Genomic DNA, 25,290 nt, shown 5'->3' on the forward strand with positions numbered 1-25,290 from the left:
GAACAGGCTCAACGTCCCGGTGCCGGTGCGGTCGCTTTTTTTAGCGCCCCATGCGCGAGGACGTGACGCAACAACCGCAGGAATTGCCGCTCCATCGAGTCGCCGCTTCCGCTCATCGCATTGCCCCACGTCCATCGATCTCCGACAGGACGCGCCGAACCGCGCCCGTCAGTAGCGAAAGGTCCTGCGGCTCGATCACGTAGGCCGGCATCATGTAGACCAGGCGGCCGAAAGGACGCAGCCAGATCCCGGCCTCCACGAATCGCGGCGTCAGCGCGCGCAGGTCCACCGGCGCATGCATCTCGATGACGCCGATCGCGCCCAGCACCCGCACCTCCCGCACCGTCGCCAGCGCGGCACAGGGGGCCAGTTCCGCGCGCAATTGGCGCTCGATGTCCCGCACCCGCGCCTGCCAGTCCTGATCCAGCAGCAGGTCGACACTCGCCACGGCCACGGCGCAGGCGAGCGGATTGGCCATGAAGGTCGGCCCGTGCATGAAACAGCCGGCGCCGCCGCGGGAGATGGTCTCCGCGACCTCGGCGGTGGTGAGCGTGGCGGCGAGCGTCAGGTAGCCGCCGGTGAGCGCCTTGCCCAGGCACAGGATGTCCGGGGCGATGCCGGCGTGCTCGCAGGCGAACAGCCTCCCGCTGCGCCCGAAGCCGGTGGCGATCTCGTCGGCGATCAGCAGCACGCCGTGCGCGTCGCACAGGGCGCGCACCTGGCGCAGGTACTCGGGGTGGTAGAACCACATGCCGCCCGCGCCCTGCACGACGGGCTCCAGAATCACCGCCGCGAGTTCGTCGCGGTGCGTCTCGATCAGGCGCGCGAACCCGGCGATGTCGGACGGATTCCAGGCGTCGTCGAACCGGCAGCCGGGGCGCGGCGCGAAGAGCTGCTCGGGCAGTGTCCCTCTGAAGAGGTGGTGCATGCCGGTTACCGGGTCGCACACCGACATGGCGGCGAAGGTGTCACCGTGATAGCCACCACGCAGAGCGAGCAACCGGCGCTTGTCCGGGCGGCCCCGGGCCTGCCAGTACTGAATCGCCATCTTGATGGCCACCTCCACCGCCACCGAACCCGAGTCGCACAAAAATACCTTTTCGAGCGGAGCGGGCGTCAGCGCCACCAGCCGCCGCGACAGTTCGATCGCCGGCGCGTGGGTCAAACCGCCGAACATCACGTGCGCCATGCCCCGTAGTTGATCCTCCACCGCGCGGTTGAGCCGGGGGTGGTTATAGCCGTGGATCGCCGCCCACCACGAGGCCATGCCGTCGACCAGTTCGCGCCCGTCGGCGAGCTTCAAGCGCACCCCCTCGGCACCGATCACCGGCCACGCCGGCAGCGGATCGGTCATCGAGCCATAGGGATGCCAGAGATGGGCGCGGTCGAAGGCCAGCGCGTCCGCCCAGTCCGGCCCAACCTTGACTTCGCCGTCAATTCCCATCGGCAGCCTGTGCCAGGGCGGCTCCCATCGCTCGAGTCAGATCTGTCATGGCTTCAATCGGTCACCGCCCCCTTGCTCGCCGACGATACCTGCTTGGCGTACTTCGCCAATACGCCCCGCGTGTAGCGGGGCGCAGGCGGTTGCCAAGCTTTGCTTCGGCGCGCGATTTCGTCCTCGGGCACGTTGAGTTGCAGCAAGCGTTGTTCCGCGTCCAGGGTAATCGAGTCGCCCTCCTCGACCAGCGTGATCGTGCCGCCCACAAAGGCCTCGGGTGCAACGTGACCGACCACCATGCCGTAGGTGCCGCCGGAGAAACGGCCGTCGGTGATCAAACCCACGCTGTCACCCAGGCCCGCGCCGACCAGGGCGGAGGTGGGCGAGAGCATCTCGCGCATGCCGGGGCCACCCCTCGGGCCTTCGTAACGGATCACCACCACGTCGCCCGCCTTGATTTTCTGCGCCAGGATCGCTTCCATGCACGCCTCTTCCGAGTCGAACACACGTGCGGGGCCTGTGATCCTCGGAACCTTCACCCCGCTGGTCTTGGCCACCGCCCCCTCGATGGCAAGATTGCCTTTGAGGATGGCGAGATGGCCGTGCGGATACATGGGCCGGCCCCAGGGCCGGATGACATCCTGATCATGGCGCGGCTCTTCGGGCACGCTCTCGAGCGCCTCGGCCAGAGTCTGGCCGGTCACGGTCAGCGCGTCTCCGTGCAACAGGCCGTGGGCGAGCAGCATCTTCATCACTTGCGGGATGCCGCCCGCTTGGTGTAGATCGGTGGCGACGTAGCGTCCGGACGGTTTCAGATCGCACAGCACCGGCACGCGCCTGCTGAATGCATCGAAATCATCGAGTGTCAGCTTCACTCCCGCGGCGTGCGCGATGGCGGGCAGGTGCAGCACGGCGTTGGTGGAGCCGCCCAGCGCCATCAACACGGCGATGGCGTTCTCGAACGCCCGGCGGGTGAGGAGGTCGCGCGGCAGGATTTGTTTACGGATCGCCTGCACCAGCACCTCGGCCGATTTCGCCGCGCTGTCGGCCTTTTCCGCGTCCTCCGCGGCCATGGTCGAGGAATACGGCAGGCTCATGCCCATGGCCTCGAAGAGCGAGGCCATGGTGTTGGCGGTATACATGCCGCCGCAGGAGCCCGCGCCCGGGCAGGCGCGGCGCTCGATCTCCAGTAACTCGTTCTGGTCAATTTTATGCGCGGTGTACTCACCGACCGCTTCGAAGGCGCTCACAATGGTGAGATTGCAGCCCTTATAGTGGCCCGGCTTGATGGTGCCGCCATAAACAAAGATCGCCGGGATGTTGAGGCGCGCGATGGCGATCATCGCCCCCGGCATATTCTTGTCGCAGCCGCCGAGGGCGAGCACCCCGTCCATGCTCTGGCCGTTGCACACGGTTTCGATGGAATCCGCGATCACCTCGCGCGACACCAGTGAATATTTCATGCCCTCGGTGCCCATCGAAATGCCATCCGAGATGGTGATGGTGCCGAACATCTGCGGCATGGCACCGGCTTTTTTCAACGCGGCATCGGCGCGCGCGGCGAGCGCGCCGATGCCCATGTTGCACGGCGTGACGGTGCTGTGCGCGTTCGCCACGCCGACGATGGGTTTGTCGAAATCCCCATCGTCGAACCCCGTGGCGCGCAACAGGGCGCGGTTGGGCGAGCGCTGCACGCCTTGGGTGACGGTTTTGCTTCTGCGGTTGTCGGGCATGATTTATCTCCTGATATGAGCCGTGCCCAAAGCGCCGTGACCGGGGACATTGGGTGTGGAATCTTGCAAACGAATGCCTTACGAGTTCACTCTGCCAACCGCCACGCAATCGTTTCCCCGGCGCGCAGCGGCACGCCTGTTTCCTTTCCGAAACGCAGCTCCTCGGGCACGGTCCAGTCCTGGCGCTCCAGTGTGATGCGCCCCGTATTGCGCGGCAGCCCATAGAAATCGGGGCCGTGGAAACTGGCGAACGCCTCCAGCCGGTCGAGCGCGCCGGCCTGCTCGAAGGCCTCTGCATACAGTTCGATGGCGGCGTGCGCGGTGTAGATGCCGGCGCAACCGCAGGCCGACTCCTTGGCGCGGCGCAGGTGCGGGGCGCTGTCGGTGCCGAGGAAGAATTTCGGGTTGCCGCTGGTGGCGGCGGCAATCAGCACCTGGCGGTGCGGCTCGCGCTTCAATACCGGCAGGCAGTAGGCATGCGGGCGGATGCCGCCGGCGAACATCGCGTTGCGATTCAGCAATAAATGGTGCGCAGTGATGGTGGCGGCCACGTTGGGGCCGGCCCGCTCGACGAACGTGACCACCTCGCGCGTGGTGATGTGTTCCAGTACCACCTTGAGGCGCGGAAAACGCTCGATGATGCGCTGCAGATGTCGCTCGATGAACACCGCCTCGCGGTCGAACACGTCGATCTCGGGATCGGTCACCTCGCCATGCAGCAGCAGCGGCAGACCGGTCTCCTCCATGGCCGCGAACACCGCGTCGCAGCGCGCGAAATCGGTGACGCCAAATGAAGAGTTGGTTGTTGCGCCAACGAGAAAGGCTTCACCCACCGCGTGCACGAAACCGCTCGCCCTGGCCCGCAGGATCTCTTCGGGCGTGGTGTGGTCGGTGAGATAGAGCGTCATCAACGGCTCGAAGGCCATGCCCGCCGGCAGCGCTGCCAGGATGCGCGCGCGGTAGGCGCGGGCCTCGTCCACCGTGCGCACGGGTGGATCGAGATTGGGCATGACCATGGCGCGCGCAAACCGCCGCGCGGTGTCGGGCAGGACCGCGGCCAGTGCATCACCGTCGCGCAGGTGCAGGTGCCAGTCGTCGGGACGGGTGAGGGTCAGGCGTGCTGTGGCCATTGATGGGATCTCATGGATTGCAGTAATCGCAGCGCCCCGGATCGGCGTACTGCGGCTCGGGGCGCTCGCGCGTTTCGCGATGCGCGCACTTCAGGCAGCCGTACACCTCGGCGCGGGTCTCGCGGGTCGGGGCGCCGCAGTCGCCACAGAGCAGGCCCGCAATGCGCTCGACGAGCCAGAACCCCGGCGCGCCGCAGGCCGGACAGGGCGAGCCGAGCTTGGCGACCAGGTCCTCGGCCGCAAGCCGGATCATCTCCATGCGCGTGGGGTTGGCGTGGGCCCGCAGGTCGGTCTCCAGGAACACCTGGCCGCTCGCCGATTGCGCCTGCGCCCAGGCGAACGCGGCTTTAAGCTCCTCCCAGGCGGCGATCCCCTTGCGCAGGCGCGGGTCGTTCTCGCCCTCGGGGCGCACGACCAGATGGTGCGCGGGAAACGCCGCCTGCCGGGCGAAGGCCTCGGCCGCCGTCCAGTCGCCGGTCAGAAGATGCGCGTGGATCGCCTTGCCCTGCGCGACACCGACGATCTCGAGCCCCTGCTCGTCGTCGATGAAGATGAGGAACTCCACGTTCCAGGGGAACATCCCCACCATCGGGTCCGGCCCGAACGAGCCCTCGCTGGCGAGCCCGAGCGAAAGTCCGGACATCTCCATGCCGAGGCGCGCCTTCTTGCGCGCCGCCTCGAGCTGCTTGCCGGCGCGCGGGATCTCGCGGGTGAAGGTGCCGAGGAGATCGGTGTCGTAGCCGCCGACCCGTTCCACCTGGCAGCCGAGCGCTGTGTCGAGCACCGAGGCAATCACGCGCTCCTTGCCGTGCTGGGTGAGCAGGGCGATGCGTGTTCCGGCGTAGACAACGCGGGTCATGGCGCCGCAGCGGTCGGCAGCGTCCGATGGCGCGCCAGCAGCACAATCAGCGTGATGACTGTGAGCGGCAGCACGAAGCCCAGCATGGTGGCGCTGTACGCCGGCAGTGCCATGTGCTGCGTGGCCGCAAGAATCAGGTACGACACATAGACGGCGTAATAGCCGAGGAACAGCGCCCCCTCCCAGCGCGCGATCCGGTGGCCGGTGGCGAAGATGGGCAGGCACGCGAGCGCCACCGCGATCATCACCGGCAGATCGAAGCGGACCAGCGCGGCGGCCACGTCGAGCCCGCCGGGCGTGACCAAGGCGGCGATGCCGGCGATTGCCAGGAGATTGAACAGGCTGCTGCCGATCACGTTGCCCACGGCGATGTCGCGCTCGCCGCGCAGCGCGGCCACCAGGGAAGTGGCCAGCTCGGGCAGGCTGGTGCCGACGGCGACGATGGTCAGGCCGATGACGATCTCGCTCACCCCGAAGGCGTGCGCGATCGCCACCGCGCTGTCGACCAGCCAGGTGGCGCCGAGCACGAGCAGCGCCAGGCCCGCGGCGATGAAGACGATCTGGACCGGCAACCGGTCGATCCATGCGCTCGCGCCGCCGTCGAACTCCCGCGCATATTCGGCCTGTATTTCCGGGCTTTCCTGGCGACTCTGGCGGATAGCGAAGACCGTATAAGCCACGATGCCGGCCGTGAGCAGCAGACCATCGAACAGGCCGATGCGGCCATCGAGCGCCATGACCCAAAACAGCACCGACACACCGATCACCAGCGGCACGTCGAAGCGGACGAGCTGCTGCTGAACCACCAGCGGCGCGATGAGCGCAGAAAGCCCGAGCACCACCAGCACGTTGAAGATGTTGCTGCCAACGATGTTGCCGACGGCGATGTCTGCCTGTCCCGAAAGACCGGACTGAACGCTGACCGCCAGCTCCGGCGAACTGGTGCCGAAGGCGACCACGGTGAGTCCGATCACCAGCGGCGAAATCCCGAAACGGGCCGCGAGGCGCGCGGCGCCGCGCACCAGCAACTCGGCGCCAGCCACCAGCAGCACCAGGCCCAGCACCAGAAAAACAACAACCGTAAGCGTCATGAAATCAAAGCCTCAAGAAGTCTGACCAAAAGATGCGCGCACTGTGGGGAAAACCCGCATCGCCGATCACCGCCCGCGCACCATGGCCATGACCCGCCCCATATCGAGCGTTGCAGCCTGTTGCTGGATCTGGGGCAGGTATTGCGTTTGCATCTGCTTGGCGGGGCCGAGCAGGTTCTGGAACGTATCCTTAAGCATCACCGTATTCATCACCCGGCCGCCGGCGTAATAGCGTTTGGCGAGCTGCCCCAGGGCGTAGGTGGTGGCGAAGGAGAACGCCATGCCGGTGGCCGCGCTTCCCACCTTGCCGAAGGTCCTGCCCGCTGCCTTGCCGAGCAGGCCGCCCAGCAGCTTGCGGCCGAACTGCTCCAGATATTGCGAGGTGAGGCCGACCCCGGCGGCGGCGATGAATTCCTTGATGTGGCCCTGGTCGAGCTGGACGCCGTGGGCGCTGCCGATGCCGTAGACCATCTTGATCTGCAGCGGGATGATGGCCATCGATGCCCAGGACTGCGGCAGTAGTTCCAGCGCACCGTTCATCAAGGCGTAGTTGAGGATGGACTTGTCGAGTTCCGCCTCGGACACGTTCGGCTGCGCCGCCACCACCGGCCCGGGCGCGGCGGCTACAGCGGCGGCGCCTGCCGCGGCTACGGGGGCCGCGGCCTCGCTGAGCTCGACAATGGCGTCGGCCTCGCGCTCGAAGGCGGCGGTCTGCCCCGCATCGAGCTTCAACAGGGCTTTCAGCTCGTTCAGGAAGCGCTGCTCGGCCTCGCTCTGGCGACCGTCGGCGTCGCACACGCACACCGCCATTTCATAGGCCAGCTGGCGTTCATGCCCTTCAGGGTGCTCGCCGGGGTCTTGCAACGCGGTAACGGCGGCATCCAGGCTGATGCGCTTGAGCAGCACGTCCTGATAGAGGCGGGCGAGATCAGGCGCGCCCGCTTCGCCGCCCAGCGACTCGGCGATGCGGCGGATTTCCTCGCGCTCGCGGTCGTGCTTGGCGCCGTCGGCGAAGGCGGCGTGGAGGGCGATGGCGAGGATGGCTTTCTGCTGTTCGGGGTTCATTGCGGGTTCTTCCATCTGATCTGGAATTCGATTTCTTCCGACTCGCCTTCCCGTTCGTGTTCGATGTTGCAGACCGCCCGCACCGGCACCGAGATTCTTTCGCCCGCGATCTGGATTTCAAAGCGTTCGCCCTGTTCGAGCGCATCGGCCAGGCGCCGCAATTTCGCAATGAACTCCGGCAGGGGGTAGGTTTTTTCCACATCGCGTTCAGGTTTGCTGTTCATGCGTGTCCTTTCAGTGCTTCGGTGAGTTTCAGTCCGGCCAACTCGCGGAGGGAGCGCGCCAGGAAATAGAGCGCGGCCATCATGATCAACATGGAGGGCAGCGCGATCATGGGATAGCTAAACAGGGTGAGCCGCCCCAGCTCTTCGTTGAAGGCGGGGGAGCCGGATGGACTGGTGACGATCCAGGTGGCGAGAAAGTAGTTCATGACGGAGGAAAAAAAGAACGAGCCGGCCAGCATCCAGGTGGCGGCCCGCAGGCGCGTCTTGAAGGCGGCACGCTTGCCGCGTTCGTCCAGGCCGCGCTGAATCCGCTCGACATCCATCAGCGCCGGCGTGAACAGCAGCACCCGCACCAGCGGGTAGCGGCTATGGGCGGAAATGGCCACGGCCAGACCGATCAGGCCGGGAATGGCGGCTTCCTTGATGGCCAGCCACCGCGTGTCCAGTTGCAGCAGGCCGATCCCGCCGGTAAGCAGGATGCTGACCAGACCGAGCACGGCGAACAGGTTGAGCTTGCGCCGGGTAAGCAAATCCCGCGCGCCCCAGGCCAGCGGGAAAGCCAGCGCCAGCAGCAGCGCGTTGACGGCGCCCAGGTCTTCCGGGCCGCTCAGCTTCATCAGGATCAGAGAGGGAATGACGATAGCGATCAGCAGTTCGATCAGTGGGTTGTTTTTCCCGGATGCCGAAGAAGGTGCAGTGGAATGGCACGCCGCCCCCCGGCGCGCCCCGTGCTTGATTTCAGCCACGATTTCGCCACCACTTCTCGAGACCGATCACCGGCAGGATGAGGGCGCCGACAACGATGCTCAAAAGCACGTCGCCAGCGGAGAGGGGCGCGGACGCGAAGATCTCGTGCATGAACGGGGCGTAGACGAACAGCGCCTGCAGCACGAGGATCGCCGCGATCCCGACGAACACGGTCTTGTTGCTGAACACCCCGATCTTCAGCATCGAGTCACGCAGCGAGCGGCAGTTGAGCAGGTAGAAGATCTGGAACATGATCACCGTGGTGACGGCCATCGTTTGCGCCTTGGCGAGCGCTGCGGGTCCGCTGTCTCCCGCGGCTCGGAACTCGTAGAGGAAGAGCCCGAGCGCCCCGGCGGTCATCAGGATCGCCACCACGAAGGTGCGCATGACGACGAACCCGCTCAGCACTGGCGCGGCCGGGTTGCGCGGTGGGCGCCTCATGACGTTGGGCTCTTTCGCCTCGAACGCGAGCGGCAGCGCCAGCGCCACCGCCGCTACCAGATTGATCCATAGCAACTGCGCCGGCGTCATCGGCATCAGCAGCTCGCGCATCGTATGGGCGACGCCGTCGATGACGTGCGTGACATCGGCGAACGGGAAAAAGGCTACCGCCCACATCAGGATCAGCGCCAGCCCGAGGTTGGTCGGCAGCACGAAGGCGAGCGACTTGATGAGGTTGTCGTAGACGCGCCGCCCTTCCTCGACCGCCGCGGCGATGGAAGCGAAGTTGTCGTCGGCGAGCACGATCCCCGCCGCCTCCTTGGAGACGCTGGTCCCGGTGATCCCCATCGCCACGCCGATATTCGCCTGCTTGAGCGCGGGCGCATCGTTGACGCCGTCGCCGGTCATCGCGACCACTTCGTTGCGGCTCTGCAGGGCACGCACCAGGCCGAGCTTGTGCTCCGGCGCGACGCGCGCAAAGACGTTGCACGCGCCCGCCGCATCACGCAGCTGCACTTCGGACATCTGCGCGAGCTGGGCCCCGGCGATCGCCTTGGGTGCTGCGGGATTCTTAGGGAGGATGTTGAGCTGGTCCGCGATCGCCTGCGCCGTGCCCTGGTGGTCGCCGGTGATCATCTTCACGGTAATCCCGGCCTGATGGCAGAGCGCGATCGCCGCGATTGCCTCGGGACGCGGCGGGTCGATCATGCCCTGGAGCCCGAGGAAGGTGAACCCGCTTTGCGTGTCGTGCATCTCGATGCCAGTCTGCCCGCGCGCGGGCTGGGCGGCGAACGCCAGCACCCGCATCCCCTTGGCGGCCAGCTTTTCGACCTCGCGTAGCACCGCCTCCATATCGAGCACACGGCCGCCCGGCGTCGTGGCGCAACGCTTTAGCACGGCCTCCGGCGCACCCTTGAGCAGGATGCGTCCGCCGTCCTGCGCGTGGAGTGTGGCCATGAACTGGTTCTCGGACTCGAACGGAATCGTATCCAGGCGCTTGTGTTGCGCCCGCGCTTTCTCCACGTCCAGCGCGACCTTTTCCGCGGCGACAACGAGCGCGCCCTCCGTCGGATCGCCATGGATCTTCCACTGCCCCTCCTCGTTCGCGAGCGAGGCGTCGTTGCACAGCACCCCGGCGAGCAGCAGATCAGTCAGGTCCGCAGGCGCCGTCTTGACGAGCGTTCCCTCGCGCTGCAGTTGCCCCTTGGGCGCGTAGCCGACGCCCGACACGGCAAAGGCGCCGGAGGCGGGCGTCCAGAGCTCCTGCACGGTCATCTCGTTGCGGGTAAGGGTCCCGGTCTTGTCAGAGCAGATGACGGTGGTCGAGCCGAGGGTCTCGACGGCGGGGAGCTTGCGCACCACGGCACGGCGCGTCGCCATGCGCTGCACGCCGATCGCCAGCGCGATGGTCACGATCGCCGGCAGCCCCTCGGGGATGGCGCCCACCGCCAGCGCGATGGCGAAGATGACCGTCTCGCGCAGGGCCGGAAGCCACTCGACCCCGGTCTCGGCCATGGTTCGCCAGGTCCCGAGCAAGAGGATTCCGATCGCGATGACAACGATCGCGATGGTGATGTACCAGCCGATTTTGGCCAGCGCCTTGGTGAGCGGAGTCTGCAGATCGGTCGTTTCCCTCAGCATGGTGGAGATGCGGCCGAGCTCGGTCCTGGCGCCGGTCTCGACCACCACCGCGGTCCCCGTCCCGTAGGTGACCAGCGTGCCGCCAAAGACCATGCAGGTTCGGTCGCCGATGCCCGCCTCGGATGCCACCGGGGCGAGCCGTTTCTCCGTCGGCACCGACTCGCCGGTGAGCGCCGCCTCCTCGATCTGCAGGTTGCGCAACTGGATCAGGCGCATGTCCGCGGGCACCTTGTCTCCGCTGGCGAGCAGGACCATGTCGCCGGGGACGAGATCCGCTGCCGGGAGGGTGAGTTTGCGGCCCTCGCGCAAGGCGGAAACATTCTCCGGCACCATGCGGCTGAGCGCCTCGATCGCCTTGCCGGCCTTGAACTCCTGCACGAAGCCGATGATCGTGTTGAGCACCACCACCGCCAGGATCACCAGCCCGTTCTTGACCCCGCCGGTGGGGTCGACAGCCATCGCACCAGCGCCGACACGATCAGCACCCAGATCAAGGGGTTGTTGACCTGCCGCCAGATCAGGTCGAGGGCGGTGTCCCCTTTGCCCCGGGGGATCACATTGGACCCGTAGGTCTTCAGACGCTGCACGGCTTCCGCGTTGGTGAGGCCATCCGGACGCGTCTCCATACGCGCGACCGTCTCGTCCACGCCCAGTGCGTGCCACGGCTGCCGATCCGGCATGCCCGCAGCGCCGCTGGAACCACCATTCATAGCAGACGCGTTGCTCGTGATGGCTTGTTGCGCCGTTGCTTTCATGCTCAGCTTGTGCACGCGTTCTTCTTGGTTGCCAGGGAGTCGACTCATGGCAATCATTCGGCGGCTGCAAAGAACAACGATGCCAAGCCCGTGCCGACGCCGGCTGGAATGCCGTAGCGTTCCAGCGGGGACACCGGGTCTCCTGCCACAACCTTGACCGGGACGGTCGTCAGCTCAATCACCTTGTTGATCGTCGAGTTCTCGACCATCCGGATCAGCGAGCTCTTGCGTGCGGCACCCACCACGATATGGTCGCAGTGGAGGCGGCGCGCCGCGTCGGTAATGACGTATGCCTTTTCCCCAAGTTCCATGTGCGCTTCATAGGGCACCCCGAACCTGTCTAGCATCTGTCTGCTTGGCAGCAGCGCCAACTCGGCCTGATCGCGATGGAAATCGTGGCGATCTCTTCTGCTCACGAATCGTGAAACGTATTGGGAAAATGGCGTCTGAACATTCAATAGATGAATTTCCAACGCCGCGTTCTTCCTGAATTCATTGACGACGTGCCGCACCGCATGGAGCGAGTTGCTTGAGCCGTCGACCGGAACGAGTATTTTCAACATGGCGCGGGTTCCTTTCCAATGGCCAGCTATAGTCGGGAAATCAGATCGAACGGCAGTAGGACTCAGACCACCACCGCGCCCAGCAACAGGCGGGCTGCAAGCCGCGTGCGCATTCATTGCGCTGCCTTGAGCGCCGCGATGCGTTTGGTCAGCGGCGGGTGGGTCATGAACAGGCGCTTGAGACCCGACGCACCTCCGCCGGCGATGCCGAAGGCCGTCATCTTGTCGGGCAGGGACGCAGGCTGCAGCGCACTGAGCCGCTCCAACGCTGCAATCATGGCGCCGCGCCCGGCCAGTGACGCGCCGCCCGCGTCGGCGCGGAACTCCCGTTGGCGCGAGAACCACATGACGATGAGGGAGGCCAGGATGCCCAGCACCAAGTCGGCGATGATGACCGTCACCCAGAATGCCGGGCCGTGCCCGTTCTCGCTCTTGAAGATTATCCGGTCCACCGTGTGGCCGATCACCCGCGAGAGGAACAGCACGAAGGTGTTCACCACGCCCTGGATCAGCGCCAGCGTCACCATGTCGCCATTGGCGGCGTGCGCGACTTCATGGCCCAGCACGGCTTCTGCCTCCTCGCGCGTCATCTGCTGCAAGAGGCCGGTGGAGACGGCGATCAGCGCCTTGTTCCTGCTCATCCCGGTGGCGAAGGCGTTGACGTCGGGCGCGTCGTAAATGCCTACCTCGGGCATGCCTATGCCCGCCTGCCGCGCGTACTTGCGAACCGTATCTACCAGCCAGGCTTCGGTCGTATTCGATGGCGCCTTGATCACCCGCACGCCCATCATCTTCTTGGCCATCCACTTGGAGACGGCCAGCGAGATGAGCGATCCGCCGAAGCCCATCACGGCGGCGAAGATCAGCAGCGCCGTCAAGTTCAGTCCCTGTTCGTTCAGCCATGGCTCCACCCCCAGCAGGCGCATGCTGACCGAGAGCACCAGCAAAATGGCCAGGTTGGTGGCGAGAAACAGGACGATGCGCTTCATGCTCGGCTCCCTGGCATCATTGCCGTGAGGAATGTTGCAAACGAACTTCGATCAAACCGCCCGGGCGGCGCATCAGCGCGAACTCGATGGACTCCTGACTATGTCGAAACCGGTGCCTTTCCTCCTCTGGCATGGCGGAAATCACCTCCTGGACGAACCCGGCGTCGGCGAAGCCCCGGACATAGTGCGCCAGCGCCGCGTCGAAACCCGCGCGGCCGGCGTAACGCACTTCGGTCGTCTCGCCATCGCGCGCGTAATGACTGCGCACCAGGCCTGGGAAGCGCGGGACCGGGCCGAGGTCGGTGCCGCTGACATCGCGCGCGGGCGGCGCTTCGCCGAGGCCCGGCAGCCACCGGTCCGCCTGCTCCTGAATGCCCGGCAGCCAGCGCTCCGCCTGCTCTTTGAGACCGGGCGCTGCCTGTTCAACCGTTGCCGCCGCCTCGTCGGCCAAACGCTTGCCGGTCTCCGTCGCCACCGGCGCCTGCGCCCACAGCCAGGACAACAGCGCGATGCCGGCCCAGACGAGCAGGCCGACGATGGCGAAGGCGAGCCCGCCCAGGATCAGCCAGGTGCGCGCCCGAATATTTCCCAGCCACGATGCGGCCTGCGCCAAGTTTCTTTTTGCCATCAGAACTTCTCCGGCCGCAGCACCGCGACGTCGGACACGAACAGGATCATGGCGTAGTTCTCGTAGTAGCGGGCCTGCAGATGTGCGGCGATGGCCTCGGCGGTCGCCGCATCGCATACGACCTCGATGCGGATGTTGCTGCTCGCATCCCACGCGGAGCTGCGCACGCCCCGGCTGCCCTTGCCGCGGGCGTCGGTAATGGTGTAGCCCCGGACTCCCAGGCGTTCGAGGTCCTTGATCAAGACGCTCTCCAGGGCGGCCTCGGTGATGATGGTCAGCAGTTTGCGCATCGAACTGTTCATGAACCTAGCCTCCGGTCAGGGCGAATGCTTGCGTCGCCATGGCGTGATAGAGCGGAATGCCGACCAGGACGTTGAACGGGAAAGTGACGCCCAAGGAAGCGGCCAGCGACAGCGTCGGGTTGGCCTCCGGCACCGAAATGCGCATGGCGGCGGGCACGGCGATGTAGGACGCACTCGCTGCCAGGATGGCCAGCATGGCCGTGCCCCCCAGCGACAGCCCGAGTCCGTAACCCAGCGCGATGCCCACCACGGAGGAGAACAGCGGCATGCCGATGCCGAACAGCACGAGGAACAGGCCGTGCCGCCGCAGGCTGCCGAACTGGGCGGCCGTGATCAGCCCCATTTCCAGGAGGAACAGGGCAAGGATTCCCTTGAACAGATCGAAGAACAGCGGCTTGACGGAAGTCAGTCCCTCCGGGCCGGCGGCCCAGCCGATCAGCAGCCCGCCGACGAGCAGCACGATGCCCTTGCCCAGAAACACCTCATGCGCGACCGTGCCGATCCGCATGTCACGGGAGAACCCGCGGGCCAGCAGGATCCCCACCAGGATGGCCGGGATCTCCAGCACGGCGAGCAGGAACGGCATGTGCGACTCGAACTCGATCTGCCGGCTGGCGAAATAGGTGGTGGCGACGGCATAGGTGCCGACGCTCACCGAGCCATAGTGGGCGGCAACGGATGCCGCGTCCGCACGGGGGAAACGCCCCATGAACCGCAGCACCGGAAAGGCGACCAGCGGCAACAGTACGCCCATCGCCATGACCGCGAGGGCTTGCAGCGCGAGGTCACCGAAGGGTTGCCTGGCGAGTTCGATGCCGCCCTTGAGGCCGATGGCGAGCAGCAGCAGCATGCTCACCAGTTCATAGACGGCCGCGGGCAGTCGCAGCTCCGAGCGCAGCAGGCCAGCGGCCAAGCCGAGCAGGAAGAACAGCAGGACGGGGTCGAGGGTGCTCAAGATGGCGTTCCTTCATCGTGCGGCTGCGCCGATGGCAGGACCAGGCTGCCGCCGGCGTCCTGGTAGATCGGCGGCAGCACGAGTTCCGGGTAGCGTGCTTCGAGCACCTGCAGCTCCGCGCTCACGCTGGAGTCGGGCGCATTGCCTGCGAAGACCGGGATGAAGCGTGCGGCGAGCGTGGTCGCGTCTTCATGGCCGAAGCAGTCCAACAGCGCCGCCACCAGGTCGACGCGGGAGACGGCGCTTGCCGCCGTCTCGAGCCAGCACAGCATCCAGATCCCGTTGATCCCTGTTGTCTCCAGGATACGGACGGTTCGCCGCGCGCCGGCCGCATCCGGCAGAACCAGCGCGCACGGCAAGTTCGCCACGCCTTCTTCGTCGATCCAGATGCCTTGCACGGTTTCAACGTCGCTGGCGGGCAACCGGCGGCGCAGAATCGACAGGTAAGCGGCCAGATCTTCGCTGGCGCGCTCCAGATCCCCATCGCTGCGCACGAGCAAGAAGGCGCTTCTGGACTCGGTCGGCATGTCTTCATCCCCTGCGTAGGTGGCGGGCACTGGACGCTTCTCACCACGAGCGCCTGAGGCGCGAAAGGCCGTGCAGGACCCGTCCTGTTGTTACCCGGAAGGTAACCTGGTGAATTTTGACGGTCTGGATGATTCATATAAAGTCGAATATAATTCACAGACACTTCGTAAAAAGTTGCGAATAGCAGATAATGAATCTCAAACACCTGCGCTACTTCTGGGCGGTGGCCCACGCCGGGAGTGTGGCGGCGGCGTCCAATCAGTTGCATCTGACGCCGCAAACCGTCAGCGCCCAAATCAAGCTGCTCGAGGACGACCTCGGAACGGCCTTGTTCAAGCCTGCCGGACGCGGACTCGAACTCACCGAGGCGGGGCGCGTTGCGCTGTCCTACGCCGACGAGATCTTCGCGCTGGGTCACGAGATGGTCTCCTCGCTGCGGGCGAACGCAATCCCGGAGCAGACGATGGCTACGTTTCGCGTCGGTATTTCCGATGCGATCCCCAAGTCGCTGACACACCGGTTGCTGGCTTCGCTGAAGAGGGTGGAGAAGCCGATACGGCTGGTGTGCCACGAGGGCACGATCGACTGGTTGCTCGGGGAATTGGCACTGCACCGGCTGGAGATGGTGCTGGCCGATCGCCCGATGCCGGCAGGGTTGGCGGTCCGCGGCCACAGCCGCAAGCTGGGTGAAAGTGCCGTCGCCTTTTTTGCCGCGCCCGAGCTGGCGCGGCGCGGCGCGGCTTTTCCAGCCTGTCTGAACGGGGCGCCACTGCTGCTGCCCGGTCAGAACGCGGCGGTACGGGGCGAGATCGACCTCTGGCTGGGCGAGTCACGCCTGTACCCACGGGTCATCGGGGAGTTCGATGACAGCGCCCTGATGAAGGTCTTTGCACAGGCGGGTGAAGGCTATTTCCCCGCGCCCGCGATCCTCTCGGACGAGATCTGCGCGCGCTACGGCGTCAGCGAGGTGGGGCGGCTGGAGGAGGTGCGCGAGGCATTCTGGCTGATCAGCACGGAACGGCGCATCCAGCATCCGGAGATTCGCGCCGTCCTGGAAGCCGCCCGCGGCGCGGTCTTCGTTCCGCAGGGCGACGGCCAAATGGCGCGGTAAATGCGGGAGTCCTGATCATGTTGCAACTTACTTCCCACCCGGACGATCTGTCCACCGCCGTGAACCTGCTGCGGGCGGGGGAACTCGTGGCGCTGCCTTTCGAGACCGTTTATGGGTTGGCCGCCGATGCGACCAACCCCGATGCCTTGCGCGCGATCTTTCGCGCCAAAGGCCGCCCGGCCGATCACCCGCTGATCGTGCATCTCGCCGCCACCGAGCAACTGTCGGACTGGGTCACCGAGGTACCGGAGGTGGTCTGGCGGCTGGCTTCGGCCTTTTGGCCAGGTCCGCTCACCCTGGTGCTGCCTGCCGCGCGAACGGTTTCGCCGCTGGTGACCGGCGGCCAAACGACCGTCGCGCTACGCGTGCCGGCACATCCGGTACCGCAGGCCGTCTTGCGACAGTTCGGTCGGGGCCTGGCCGCGCCATCCGCGAATCCTTTTGGTCAAATCAGTCCGACCACGGCGGCGCATGTGCGGCGACACCTGGCCGGAAAGATCGCGGCGGTGGTCGATGGCGGCCCCTGCCTGGTCGGCATCGAGTCGACCATCGTCGATCTCAGTCGTGAACATCCGCGCATTCTGCGTCCCGGCGCCATCACCACCGATATGCTCGCGCGCCACCTGTTTCTTGCGGGCACCGTTGCTGCGGCAGCGCCTCGCGTGCCAGGCGCCCTGGCCTCGCATTACGCGCCGCGCACGCCGTGCTACCGGATCCCGGCCGGGCTGGCCGAGGCGCCGTTTCCAGGCCGGCGTACCGGGCTGCTTGCGCAGCGCCCCGCAAATTGGCCGGTGGCGAAGTTCTGGCCGATGCCCTCGCAGTCCGAAGACTATGCGCGCGCGCTTTACGCGGCTTTGCACGAGGCCGATGCCACCAGTTGCGAGGTCTTGCTGATTGCGCTGCCGCCGGACGAACCGGCATGGGCGGCCATACACGACCGCTTGCGCCGTGCGACCCGATCTCTTTAGCGGACGGTGGCAGCGCAGCTTGGCGGAACGCCGCCTCAATGCGTGCGGGAGCGAGCAGTTCACGAGGGCACGCAACTAAAGCAGGGGCGCGCGGACGCCTGAACGCAGCGACGCAAATCGCGGCTTCGCTGATGTCCACGCCATAGACTCGCCCGTAGAGCGTCGAGCGAATCACCTCCCTCGTGGGCGGCTGACCTTGCGAGCGAAGATGAACGAAGCGCCACAACGCTTCGGCCTGGAAGACACCGGAGCAGCACGTCAAATCCAGCACCGCTCCCGTCCAGATAGGCCATCCATGACCTCATCGAGGATCAGCGAGACGACGACGGACAGTCGCGTGTAGTGCACGCCGTTTTGCAACGCTTCTGTGCGCTTTCCATCTGTCCACGGCTCAGCGTGCGCGAACTGCTCGTAGATCGAGCTGATGAGCTCGATCGGAATCACCTCGAACTGGTAGGGGAAGAAGCTGAGCTGCCCGCTTTCAGGATCGACAGCCGCCAGGAACTCCGCAACCCGCGTCAAGTGGTGAGCGGCCGGTGTCGTTTTCACCAAAGAAGGCGGAAACATATCGCCGTTGAGGGTCTGGGCCAGCCATGCGAACAGCTTGCTGGTCGCTGGCCGGTCGCGCAGTCCCGCCGGCAACGCCGTGCGGCCGCATACCCGCTTCAACCGCGTCGCACTAACGATCTGGCGGTCTGGCCCAGCGAGCACACTCCTATCACCCGTCGGTCTTAGGCGGAGTCTCGTTAGAAAATTTGCTATTTTCTTCCACGTATGGGCGTGCTTCTCAACAGGGATAGGCCGGTTCAGCCGCCTATCCCACAAGCTTTCCAAGCATCCGAAAATTGTGACCATCAGAGCGCATCGCGAACGTGGCAACCGGAGCCTTCCAGAGCAGTTCTTGTGGAGATGGGCAAGAGGCACAGGCGCCCCCGGAAGGGGCGCCTGCGGACTACAACAAGCCGGCTTCGGCGAACGAGTACGGACTGCCCTTGCCGACGATGAAGTGATCCAGCACCCGGACATCGACGGTGGCCAGGGCGCTCTTCAGCCGCTCGGTGATCGCACGATCAGCGGCCGAGGGCTCGGTGTTCCCCGAGGGGTGCTGATGCGCCAGGATCAGCGCCGAAGCGTTGAGCGTCAGCGCACGCTGGACAACCACCCTTGGATACACCGAAGTCTGGTCGACCGTGCCCTTGAACAGCGGCTCAAACGCGAGCACCTGGTGCTGGCTGTCGAGAAACACGACGGCGAAGATTTCGTTCGGCTCCGCGACCAGTTTCAGGCGCAGGTAGTCGCGCACGGCGGCGGGACTGCCCAGCGCCGGACCGGCCTTGAACACGCGGTTCTCCAGCAGGGTGATGGCCTGCCGGATGATCCAGTCTTCGTGCTGGGCGGCGATCAGGGCGAGCGACTCCGGGCGGGAGTCGGCGATGACAAGAGACATGGCGAACCTCCAATGGATGAGATCGGAGGGCGCCTGCCCCTGGAGGGCAAACCCTCCTGGGGACGATGGGGATGAAACAGGTGACGAGCGGGCATCCACCACCGCGGATGCAGTGGCCGTTCGCGTCAAGGGATGCGATGCGAACGGGTTTCGATCAACGCGGACAAGCCGCGCCGTAGCCTTGAAGATCGATGGCTACCTGGGCATGTCGCCAGCAACGCTGGCGGGCATGTCTGGGAGATGTGAGGACTCGGCGCTCGCCGTGTCGCCGGCAGCCAGCAGGTCAAGCGCCGAGAGCAAGGCGTCGCCGTCCAAGGGGCCGTGCAGCAGGAGGGTCTTGCCAGTGTCGCGATCGCGCAGTAGCAGGGCCGGCGTGGCGGCAATGCTCTGTCGTGCCGCCTCCGCGGCCTGGGCGCGGATCACGGCGTCGGGCCGCTCGCTGTCGAGGCACTGCTGCAGCGTTGGCGTGAGGTCGGGATAGCGCAGGCCCTCCGGCAGGCCCTGGCCGTCGCCGCGGGTGTGCGCGTAGAGCCAGGCCACCGCCTGCCAGAACGCGGCATGTCCACCAGTCTCGCCCGCGCACTCGGCCAGGCGTGCCCCGGCGGTCGCGGCTGGCTCGTGCATGGACAGCGGCAGGTGATGCCACTGCCAGTTCGCCTCGGGGTGGGTGTCGATCCAGCGCTGGAGCGTCGGGAAGTACGCCCGGCAGTACGGGCACTCCAGGTCGGCGTAACCGACCACCGTGAAGCGGGCATCGCTGCGGCCGTACAGCCACGGCGGCCCGGCCGGCTTCGGTGGCTCGGGCACGGTCGTGATCGGATGCATGAACTCCGGGGCCTCATCGGGCGTGCGCAGGAGCAACCACCCGGCGGCACCCACCGCCGCGACCAGCAGCGCGATCAGGGTATGGCGTCGAGTGAACAAAGGCAGGCGCATGGTGTTCCTCATTCAGGCCAATGCATCCAGCGCCAGCGGCTCGATGCCCCGCGCACGATCGATCTTCTCGGCCACGCGGAAGGCGGCATCCAGCTCGCCGATGCCGTGCTGCTGCATCAACTGGAAGCGTTCGGCCTTCTCCTCGGGCTCGGTCATCGCCATCGCCAAGTAGAGGCTGGGCGGCACGGCGCGGAACAGCACTTCCATGCTCTTGGAGAGGATGACGCCCTCCGAGAAGGCGCCGGCCTGCTTGCGCGCCGACAGCATCAGCGCCTTCTGCGAAGCGTTGAGTTCGCGGAAACGCGCGACCTTCTCCACCTCGTCCGGCGGCATCGACAGGCAGATCCACCACTCGATCATGTTGAGCATGGGCTCGGCCGCCTTGGGCAAGTCGTCGAGGTTTTGCGTGGCCAGCCAGAACCAGGCACCAAGCTTGCGCCACATCTTGGTGATCTTGACGATGTACGGCGAGAGCAGCGGGTTCTTGGTGATGATGTGGCCTTCGTCCGTCACATTGACGATGGGTCGGCCCAGGTACTGGTCCCGCTCGGCGATGTTGTTCACCGTGTTGATCAGCGAGATGTAGGCAATGGAGAGCTGCGCGTTGTAGCCCTCGCGGGCGAAGGTGGCGAGATCCACGATCGTGATGTCCGCCTCGGGCCACGGTGTTCCCGGACGGTCGAACATCTCACCGTCCACGCCCTGGCAGAACATATCCATCGCGTCCGCCATCTCCTGCAGCCGCGCCCGCCGGGTCTCCGGCAGCGTGGCATCGCGGCTGCGCTCGCGCAGCGCGTCGCGCACGTCGCGCGTGAGCACCGTGCGTTGCTCGGCCACGCAGCGCCGCGCCGCGTCGAGGATGCACTGGCGGATCAGGCTGCGGTCGGCGCGCGTCATGCGCGCTTCCTCGCGCTCTTCACCGCCCGTGATCATCAGCCGCGCCGTGATCTCCAACTCGCCGAGCACGTCGCGCTGCTCGTCGCCGTCCATCGCCGCAGCAGTTTCGGCGCGGTCCTCGTCGAGCGCGTCGGCGTCGAGGGTCTGCACCTGGCCCGGCGTGTCGACCAGGCGCCAGGCATCGGCAAACGGGGCCAGGCTGACGCCCGAGCCTGGTGCGAGCTTCACGCGGTTGACGCTGAGCCCAAGGCGCGCGGCGAAGTCGCCAAACAGCCCGAACGAGTTGCCCGCTTCGACGATGAACAGCCGCGGCCGGTAGATGGCGGTGACCTGGTTGAGCAGGTTGTTGAGGGTCGCGGATTTGCCGGAACCCGTGGGACCGAACAAGAACAGATGCGCATTCATCTGCCGGTCGAGCCGGTTCAGTGGGTCGAAGCTGATCGTGCCGCCGCCGCGATTGAAGAAGGTGATGCCGGGGTGGCCTGTGCCCTGGCTGCGGCCCCAGACCGGCGCCAGGTTCGCAGCGTGCTGCGCGAACATGAGCTGCGTGTACCACCCGCGCTTATCGGCGGCCGGGTCGTAGACGCAGGGCAGCCAGCGCAAGTAGCTGTTCAGCGGCGCCACCTCGTCTTCCTCGCGCACCGGCTGCAGACCGGCGTTGAGCATCACGTTGACGAGCTGCAGGCCGCGCGCATCGAGCTGGGCCAGGTCGCGGCCGCGCAGGTAGAACGCCAGCGCGCCGCGGTAGAGCTTGTGCGCGCTGCCGATCAGGCCGCGCGCCTGCTGCACGTCCTGCCGGGTCTGCTCCGAGGCCAGGGTCTCGCCGACGGCCTTCCTGGCGAGGTGGTTGAGGTGCGCCTCCAGCACGTCCTGGGGTGTGGCGACCAGCGTCAGGCACATCACCGTGTCCTCGGGCATCTGGTCGAACAGCGCGTTCATGGCATCGCCGCCCTTGCGCGTCTCGCCCGTCAGATGGCCCGTCACGGGTGGCGTGCGCAGGCGATCCATCACGATCACCCGATGCGGCATGCCGTCGAAGAACCACAGGCCGCTGGGCACGTCCGAACGTGGCTGGCCGAAGAACAGGCGCTGCGCGAAGTCGGTGCCGCTGGCCAGCTCGATCTCGCCATCGTCCAGTTCCTCGGGGTAGCGGGTCAGCGCGTAGAAGCGTTCCCGATCTTCGGCAGTGGCGCCGAGCAAAGTCGGATTCGGGTTGAACCAGCGCAGCAGCCAGGCGTGGATGTCCGCCGCGCCGAGACGCCGGGCTTTCACGCCGGCATTCGCCAGCCCGCCGGCGAGGCGGTCGCAGATCGTGGTCAGCGCCTGCTCGGGCGACTGGCCGCGCCGCGAGGCCGAGGCCGCGGACGTGCGTCGGTAGACCACCATGCGCACGCGCCGGACCTGGCCGCGCCACGGCAGGCGCGTCACCGTGGTGTCCTCGAACAGGCCACCCGGCTTGGCGATGGCCCGCAGGTGATGGGCGAAGAAGCGCAGGTAGAAGTCGCTGAACGCGCTGCCCTGCGCACGCGGCTGCAGATAGTTCGCCAGGGAGCGCAGATAGTTGTCCCAGTCGGCCTCGTCCTGGGCGTAGAGCTGCACCACCCAGGGGTTGTCGTCCAACTCGTCGAAGGAGTCCTGCAGGGCGTTCTCCAGCGCATCGCGCGCCTGCCACAGCCAGGCCATCTCGCGGCCCTCGGTGCCGACCGGCGCCAGCTCGAAGAAGGCTGCCACCGACTGGCCGTCTTCCAGCAACATGCACTTGCTGCCGGGCAGGCACTCGACCCAGGGCAGCAAGTCCGCGAACGACGGCGCGACGCCATAGAGCGCATCGTGGTCGGCCTGGGTGGCCGGCCTGCGCCGGCCCCGGCCGAGCGCGCTGCCCGGCTCGGCGACACCCTGTGCCGCCAAGGCCGTCACGTGCCGTGCCCAGGCATCCTCGGTCGCATCCGCGGCGTCAGCAGGCGATGCGTCGGGCTTGCGTGACCACGGCAGCGACCAGGCCATCAGTAGTCCTCCACGCGCTCACCCGGCATCGCGTACTGCACGCGCTGGTAGAGCGGGAACACCGTGCTGTAGCCGGGCACCGGTACCGGGTCGGTGCCCGCCAGGTGCGGGAACACGTACATCACCAGGTCGGGATTCGGCAGGCGGTGGAACTGGCGGTGAATCTCGTTCTGCGCGGTACGAGTGTAGGGCGCCTGCACGCCGGGCGCCGCCTGCACATAGGCCTCGGTCAGCGGCCGGCGCAAACCCTGGCGCGCATCGAGCAGTTGCCGCGCGGCCTGGCCGCCGCCCGCGCTGCCGCCGGTCTCCTGATGCCAGATGTCGAGCATGGTGCTGTCGCCGTGCGGCAGCAGCTTCTCCTTGCTGGTGGCGCAGCCGCCGAGCAGGGTGGCCGCCAGCAGCACGGCGGCCGCGTCAATCCAGATCCGAGGCATGGGCTTCTCCGGTGCGGTGGTGGACCCGACGCCCCTTGGCGTCGTAGTCGATGTCGAGCGGCTGCTCCAGATGCACGGCCACCCTGGCGCCGGGCTGCACGTAGACCGCCGCGAAGGCCTGGCCGTAGAGCTTGTTGACCCAATCGGCCATGTCGCGCACGCCGCCCGCGAGGATGCGGCCCATCGCTTCATTGCCGCTGATGCCGACGGTGCCCAGCGAGCCGTTGCTGTTGGCGACCACGGCCACGCTGCCGTTGTCGGACTTGATGAGCGAGGCCGCGCCGGCGCCGGCCGCGGTGATGAGCGCCTGGCTGCCCAGGTACTGCTGGGCGTTGCTGCGCCGCTCGCCGCTGACGCAGGGGATGCCGTAGGGGTCGCTGATCCAGCCCAGGCCGCCCTGGATGCTGGCGCCGTTGTGACCCGCGTTGCCGCCGCTGCTACCGCCCTTGCTGCTGTCCTCCGGCACCGTGCGGATGGTGCCGTCCTGGAACACGAACGTGACCGAGCGGATTTGCCCGCGCACGCACGAGAGCGTCCAGTCGCCCGAGGCCGTGCCGCTGACCACGGCGCCAGCCACGTCGGGGATGTCGATGCCGTTGGCCGTGAGGTTGTCCGGGCCGATCAGCACCTTGAACGGGTACGGGTCGTTGACGGTTCCATCGATCGGCACGCGCCCGATCAGCGCCGTCATGGCAATCGACCCCATGAGCGTCGAGTTCGACGGCACGGTGTAGACAGCCTTCGTGGATGCGCCCACGGCGCGGCTGCCGACGTCGGCGACGGATTCCACTGCGGCCGACAGGCTTTTCTGGGCCGGCCCGAAGCTCAGGGGAAAGCTCGGCTCCTTGCTGCCGTTCTTGGCGTCGACCTTGGCATCGTCGGGCTCGACCCACTGCGTGCCACCGACGCCGCGGTTGAAGCGCTTGCCGTCACCCTCTTCCAGTCCCAGCCCGACGGGCAGGTCGGACGGGCCACCCTTGCCGGAAAGACCGTCCAGTTGCCGCTGCAGATCCTGCAGCAGCCCCTGGGTCTGCTGCCTGTCGCTGGCCACCTGGTTACGCTCCTGCTCCAGGCGGTTGCGTTCGCCTTCCAGCGCGCTCTGGATGCGCTGGTCGATCGCGCTTTCCCGCGCCCGCAGGCGCTCGTTCTCGGCCTTGTGCTGCTTGTTGTCGCCGAGCGCGCTCTGTAGCTCGGTGCGCAACTGCTTCACCTGGGCCACCAGCGTGGCAACGGTATCGCGCGGCGTGTCGCCGGCGATGCCCAGGGCTTTCATCTCCTCGGGCGTGAGCGTACTGGCCGCGCCCTTGGGGGCGGGCTGGCCGCCGGGGGCGCCGGAGAACAGTTTGATGCCGACGAACACCAGCAGCAGCGCCATCGGGATCAGCAGCCACTTGAGCAGCGGATTACTCTTCATCGCGCGCTCCTCCGGCCGAGCCGGCCGCGGCGGCCGGCGGCAGGTTCACGCTGGCGTCGATCGGGCTCAGCGCCGGCAGCAGCGACTCGGCCAGGCCGTGGCCGCGCGTGACCAGGTAGAGCACCGTGGTGTCGGACGGGGTGCCGGCCGGCCCCAGGTTCGGATGCTGGAAGGTCGCCGCCAGGAAGTTCCCCTGCAGGGCGCGCGGGTCGAGGTCGAGCCAGCGCGCGGCGGTGTTGGTGAGTCGCACGGCCGTCACCCACTGGTCTTCCAGGCGCCACGCGGCCAGTGCCCGCGCGTGCACCGGCAGCGTCGGCAGCAAGGTGTCCAGCGCGAGGCCACGGCGCAGGTTCACGCGCCCGATGCCGGCGACCGGCTCGACGGTGCGCAGCGGCGCGTACAGGTTCTGTGCGGCATGGCGCGTCAGCACGACCGGTACCGGCGTTTCGCGCCGGGGAACGGGTTTGTCCGCGGGCGCATCGGCCCGCTCGTCCGCACCGCCTGCTGCACTGCCGCCGTAGCGCTTCGCGGGGGCTTCCGCTTCCACGATGCGCACCGGCTCCAGCGGCGCCTGGCCGTCCTTCCCCGGCTCGGCGGCGATGTCGAGCAGGATCAGCGCGCCGGACTCCACGTCCTGCAGTTGCAGCCGCGTGGGCGGAATCGGCTCGCTCGCCCGCAGGTAGATCGCGCCGCCCGCACTCTGCACGCGCAGGTGATCGCCGACGCTGGCCGGCACGCCGACGCGCACATTGCGGTCGATGAAGACCACGCGCTCCTGGCCGACCACCAGCGGCACCGGCAGGGGCAGCCGCTCCCAGCGCAGGATTTCCACGGCCTGACTGGCCGGCACGAAACCGAGGATCAGCAGGACGCCGGCCAGGGCCGACCAGTTAACGGGCTTCATGGAGAGTCTCCCTGCAGGTGGCCGGGGGCGTTGGCGGGCGCGCCGGTCTGGGCCGGCGTCGGCGGCGGTTCGATGCGCTGGGGCGC

At 67.0% G+C, this 25,290-nt stretch carries 25 protein-coding genes; 2 read left to right on the forward strand and 23 right to left on the reverse strand.

The window, feature by feature from the left end; translation table 11 throughout:
- Positions 1–112: 112 nt before the first annotated feature.
- From bioA to GPA21_RS10815, 16 genes are all read right to left on the reverse strand, one after another.
- A complete protein-coding gene (gene bioA, locus GPA21_RS10745; protein WP_048512750.1) occupies positions 113–1,444 on the reverse strand; it encodes an adenosylmethionine--8-amino-7-oxononanoate transaminase in 1,332 nt (443 codons plus the stop codon).
- Between the two features lie 53 nt (positions 1,445–1,497).
- Entirely contained in the window at positions 1,498–3,171 is a 1,674-nt protein-coding gene (gene ilvD, locus GPA21_RS10750) for a dihydroxy-acid dehydratase (protein WP_133320754.1), read from the reverse strand.
- A gap of 86 nt (positions 3,172–3,257) precedes the next feature.
- Positions 3,258–4,301 (reverse strand): dihydroorotase, encoded by a 1,044-nt coding sequence (gene pyrC, locus GPA21_RS10755; RefSeq protein WP_033470473.1) that lies wholly within the window; start codon positions 4,299–4,301, stop codon positions 3,258–3,260.
- Between the two features lie 10 nt (positions 4,302–4,311).
- Positions 4,312–5,160: a DUF6671 family protein gene (locus GPA21_RS10760; RefSeq protein WP_042928636.1), complete on the reverse strand. Its 849-nt coding sequence runs from the start codon at positions 5,158–5,160 to the stop codon at positions 4,312–4,314.
- On the reverse strand, positions 5,157–6,251 hold the full coding sequence (locus GPA21_RS10765; protein WP_042928637.1) for a calcium/sodium antiporter: 1,095 nt from the start codon (positions 6,249–6,251) through the stop codon (positions 5,157–5,159). Before GPA21_RS10765 ends, GPA21_RS10760 begins: the two co-directional genes overlap by 4 nt.
- Positions 6,252–6,317: 66 nt before the next feature.
- On the reverse strand, positions 6,318–7,316 hold the full coding sequence (locus GPA21_RS10770; protein WP_033470479.1) for a YcjF family protein: 999 nt from the start codon (positions 7,314–7,316) through the stop codon (positions 6,318–6,320).
- Positions 7,313–7,540, reverse strand: coding sequence for an amphi-Trp domain-containing protein (locus GPA21_RS10775; RefSeq protein WP_042928639.1), 228 nt, complete (start codon positions 7,538–7,540; stop codon positions 7,313–7,315). Before GPA21_RS10775 ends, GPA21_RS10770 begins: the two co-directional genes overlap by 4 nt.
- Entirely contained in the window at positions 7,537–8,286 is a 750-nt protein-coding gene (locus GPA21_RS10780; RefSeq protein ID WP_207949512.1) for a VC0807 family protein, read from the reverse strand. Before GPA21_RS10780 ends, GPA21_RS10775 begins: the two co-directional genes overlap by 4 nt.
- Positions 8,279–10,828, reverse strand: a complete 2,550-nt coding sequence (locus tag GPA21_RS10785; protein WP_211163538.1) for an HAD-IC family P-type ATPase — start codon at positions 10,826–10,828, stop codon at positions 8,279–8,281. Before GPA21_RS10785 ends, GPA21_RS10780 begins: the two co-directional genes overlap by 8 nt.
- The gene (locus GPA21_RS20620; protein WP_211163539.1) at positions 10,786–11,181 is read right to left on the reverse strand and encodes a cation-transporting P-type ATPase; all 396 of its coding nucleotides are present in this window, start codon (positions 11,179–11,181) and stop codon (positions 10,786–10,788) included. The genes GPA21_RS10785 and GPA21_RS20620 overlap by 43 nt, the downstream gene beginning before the upstream one ends.
- Entirely contained in the window at positions 11,178–11,687 is a 510-nt protein-coding gene (locus GPA21_RS10790) for a universal stress protein (RefSeq protein ID WP_042928640.1), read from the reverse strand. The genes GPA21_RS20620 and GPA21_RS10790 overlap by 4 nt, the downstream gene beginning before the upstream one ends.
- A gap of 113 nt (positions 11,688–11,800) precedes the next feature.
- The gene (htpX, locus tag GPA21_RS10795) at positions 11,801–12,676 is read right to left on the reverse strand and encodes a protease HtpX (protein ID WP_042928641.1); all 876 of its coding nucleotides are present in this window, start codon (positions 12,674–12,676) and stop codon (positions 11,801–11,803) included.
- Positions 12,677–12,692: 16 nt separating this feature from the next.
- Complete coding sequence (locus tag GPA21_RS10800; protein WP_048512751.1) at positions 12,693–13,304, reverse strand: hypothetical protein; 612 nt, start codon at positions 13,302–13,304, stop codon at positions 12,693–12,695.
- Positions 13,304–13,606: a P-II family nitrogen regulator gene (locus GPA21_RS10805; protein WP_042928643.1), complete on the reverse strand. Its 303-nt coding sequence runs from the start codon at positions 13,604–13,606 to the stop codon at positions 13,304–13,306. Before GPA21_RS10805 ends, GPA21_RS10800 begins: the two co-directional genes overlap by 1 nt.
- Before the next feature lie 4 nt (positions 13,607–13,610).
- Positions 13,611–14,561 (reverse strand): sodium-dependent bicarbonate transport family permease, encoded by a 951-nt coding sequence (locus GPA21_RS10810; RefSeq protein WP_042928645.1) that lies wholly within the window; start codon positions 14,559–14,561, stop codon positions 13,611–13,613.
- Positions 14,558–15,088: a hypothetical protein gene (locus GPA21_RS10815; protein ID WP_042928646.1), complete on the reverse strand. Its 531-nt coding sequence runs from the start codon at positions 15,086–15,088 to the stop codon at positions 14,558–14,560. Before GPA21_RS10815 ends, GPA21_RS10810 begins: the two co-directional genes overlap by 4 nt.
- Positions 15,089–15,279: 191 nt before the next feature.
- Between GPA21_RS10815 and nhaR the strand changes: the two genes are divergently transcribed.
- The gene (gene nhaR, locus GPA21_RS10820; protein WP_211163540.1) at positions 15,280–16,200 is read left to right on the forward strand and encodes a transcriptional activator NhaR; all 921 of its coding nucleotides are present in this window, start codon (positions 15,280–15,282) and stop codon (positions 16,198–16,200) included.
- 17 nt (positions 16,201–16,217) lie between these two features.
- Entirely contained in the window at positions 16,218–17,168 is a 951-nt protein-coding gene (locus GPA21_RS10825) for an L-threonylcarbamoyladenylate synthase (RefSeq protein ID WP_033470498.1), read from the forward strand.
- Between the two features lie 258 nt (positions 17,169–17,426).
- On the opposite strand, the gene GPA21_RS20920 is transcribed toward GPA21_RS10825, so the two are convergent.
- From GPA21_RS20920 to GPA21_RS10860, 7 genes are all read right to left on the reverse strand, one after another.
- Positions 17,427–17,810 carry a hypothetical protein gene (locus GPA21_RS20920; protein ID WP_246261904.1) on the reverse strand — a complete coding sequence of 128 codons (384 nt, stop codon included), beginning with the start codon at positions 17,808–17,810 and terminating at the stop codon, positions 17,427–17,429.
- Positions 17,811–18,120: 310 nt separating this feature from the next.
- Positions 18,121–18,615, reverse strand: a complete 495-nt coding sequence (radC, locus tag GPA21_RS10835) for a RadC family protein (RefSeq protein WP_033470504.1) — start codon at positions 18,613–18,615, stop codon at positions 18,121–18,123.
- 195 nt (positions 18,616–18,810) lie between these two features.
- Positions 18,811–19,551 carry a DsbA family protein gene (locus tag GPA21_RS10840; RefSeq protein WP_042928649.1) on the reverse strand — a complete coding sequence of 247 codons (741 nt, stop codon included), beginning with the start codon at positions 19,549–19,551 and terminating at the stop codon, positions 18,811–18,813.
- Between the two features lie 12 nt (positions 19,552–19,563).
- Positions 19,564–22,452: a conjugative transfer ATPase gene (locus tag GPA21_RS10845; RefSeq protein ID WP_168988194.1), complete on the reverse strand. Its 2,889-nt coding sequence runs from the start codon at positions 22,450–22,452 to the stop codon at positions 19,564–19,566.
- A complete protein-coding gene (locus tag GPA21_RS10850; protein ID WP_023093111.1) occupies positions 22,452–22,886 on the reverse strand; it encodes a TIGR03751 family conjugal transfer lipoprotein in 435 nt (144 codons plus the stop codon). Before GPA21_RS10850 ends, GPA21_RS10845 begins: the two co-directional genes overlap by 1 nt.
- Positions 22,867–24,300 carry a TIGR03752 family integrating conjugative element protein gene (locus GPA21_RS10855; RefSeq protein WP_023093112.1) on the reverse strand — a complete coding sequence of 478 codons (1,434 nt, stop codon included), beginning with the start codon at positions 24,298–24,300 and terminating at the stop codon, positions 22,867–22,869. The genes GPA21_RS10850 and GPA21_RS10855 overlap by 20 nt, the downstream gene beginning before the upstream one ends.
- Positions 24,290–25,204: a TIGR03749 family integrating conjugative element protein gene (locus GPA21_RS10860; protein WP_168988195.1), complete on the reverse strand. Its 915-nt coding sequence runs from the start codon at positions 25,202–25,204 to the stop codon at positions 24,290–24,292. The genes GPA21_RS10855 and GPA21_RS10860 overlap by 11 nt, the downstream gene beginning before the upstream one ends.
- Positions 25,205–25,290 lie beyond the last annotated feature (86 nt).

Source organism: Azoarcus taiwanensis, assembly GCF_012910885.1.
Classification (GTDB): Bacteria; Pseudomonadota; Gammaproteobacteria; order Burkholderiales; family Rhodocyclaceae; genus Azoarcus_F; species Azoarcus_F taiwanensis.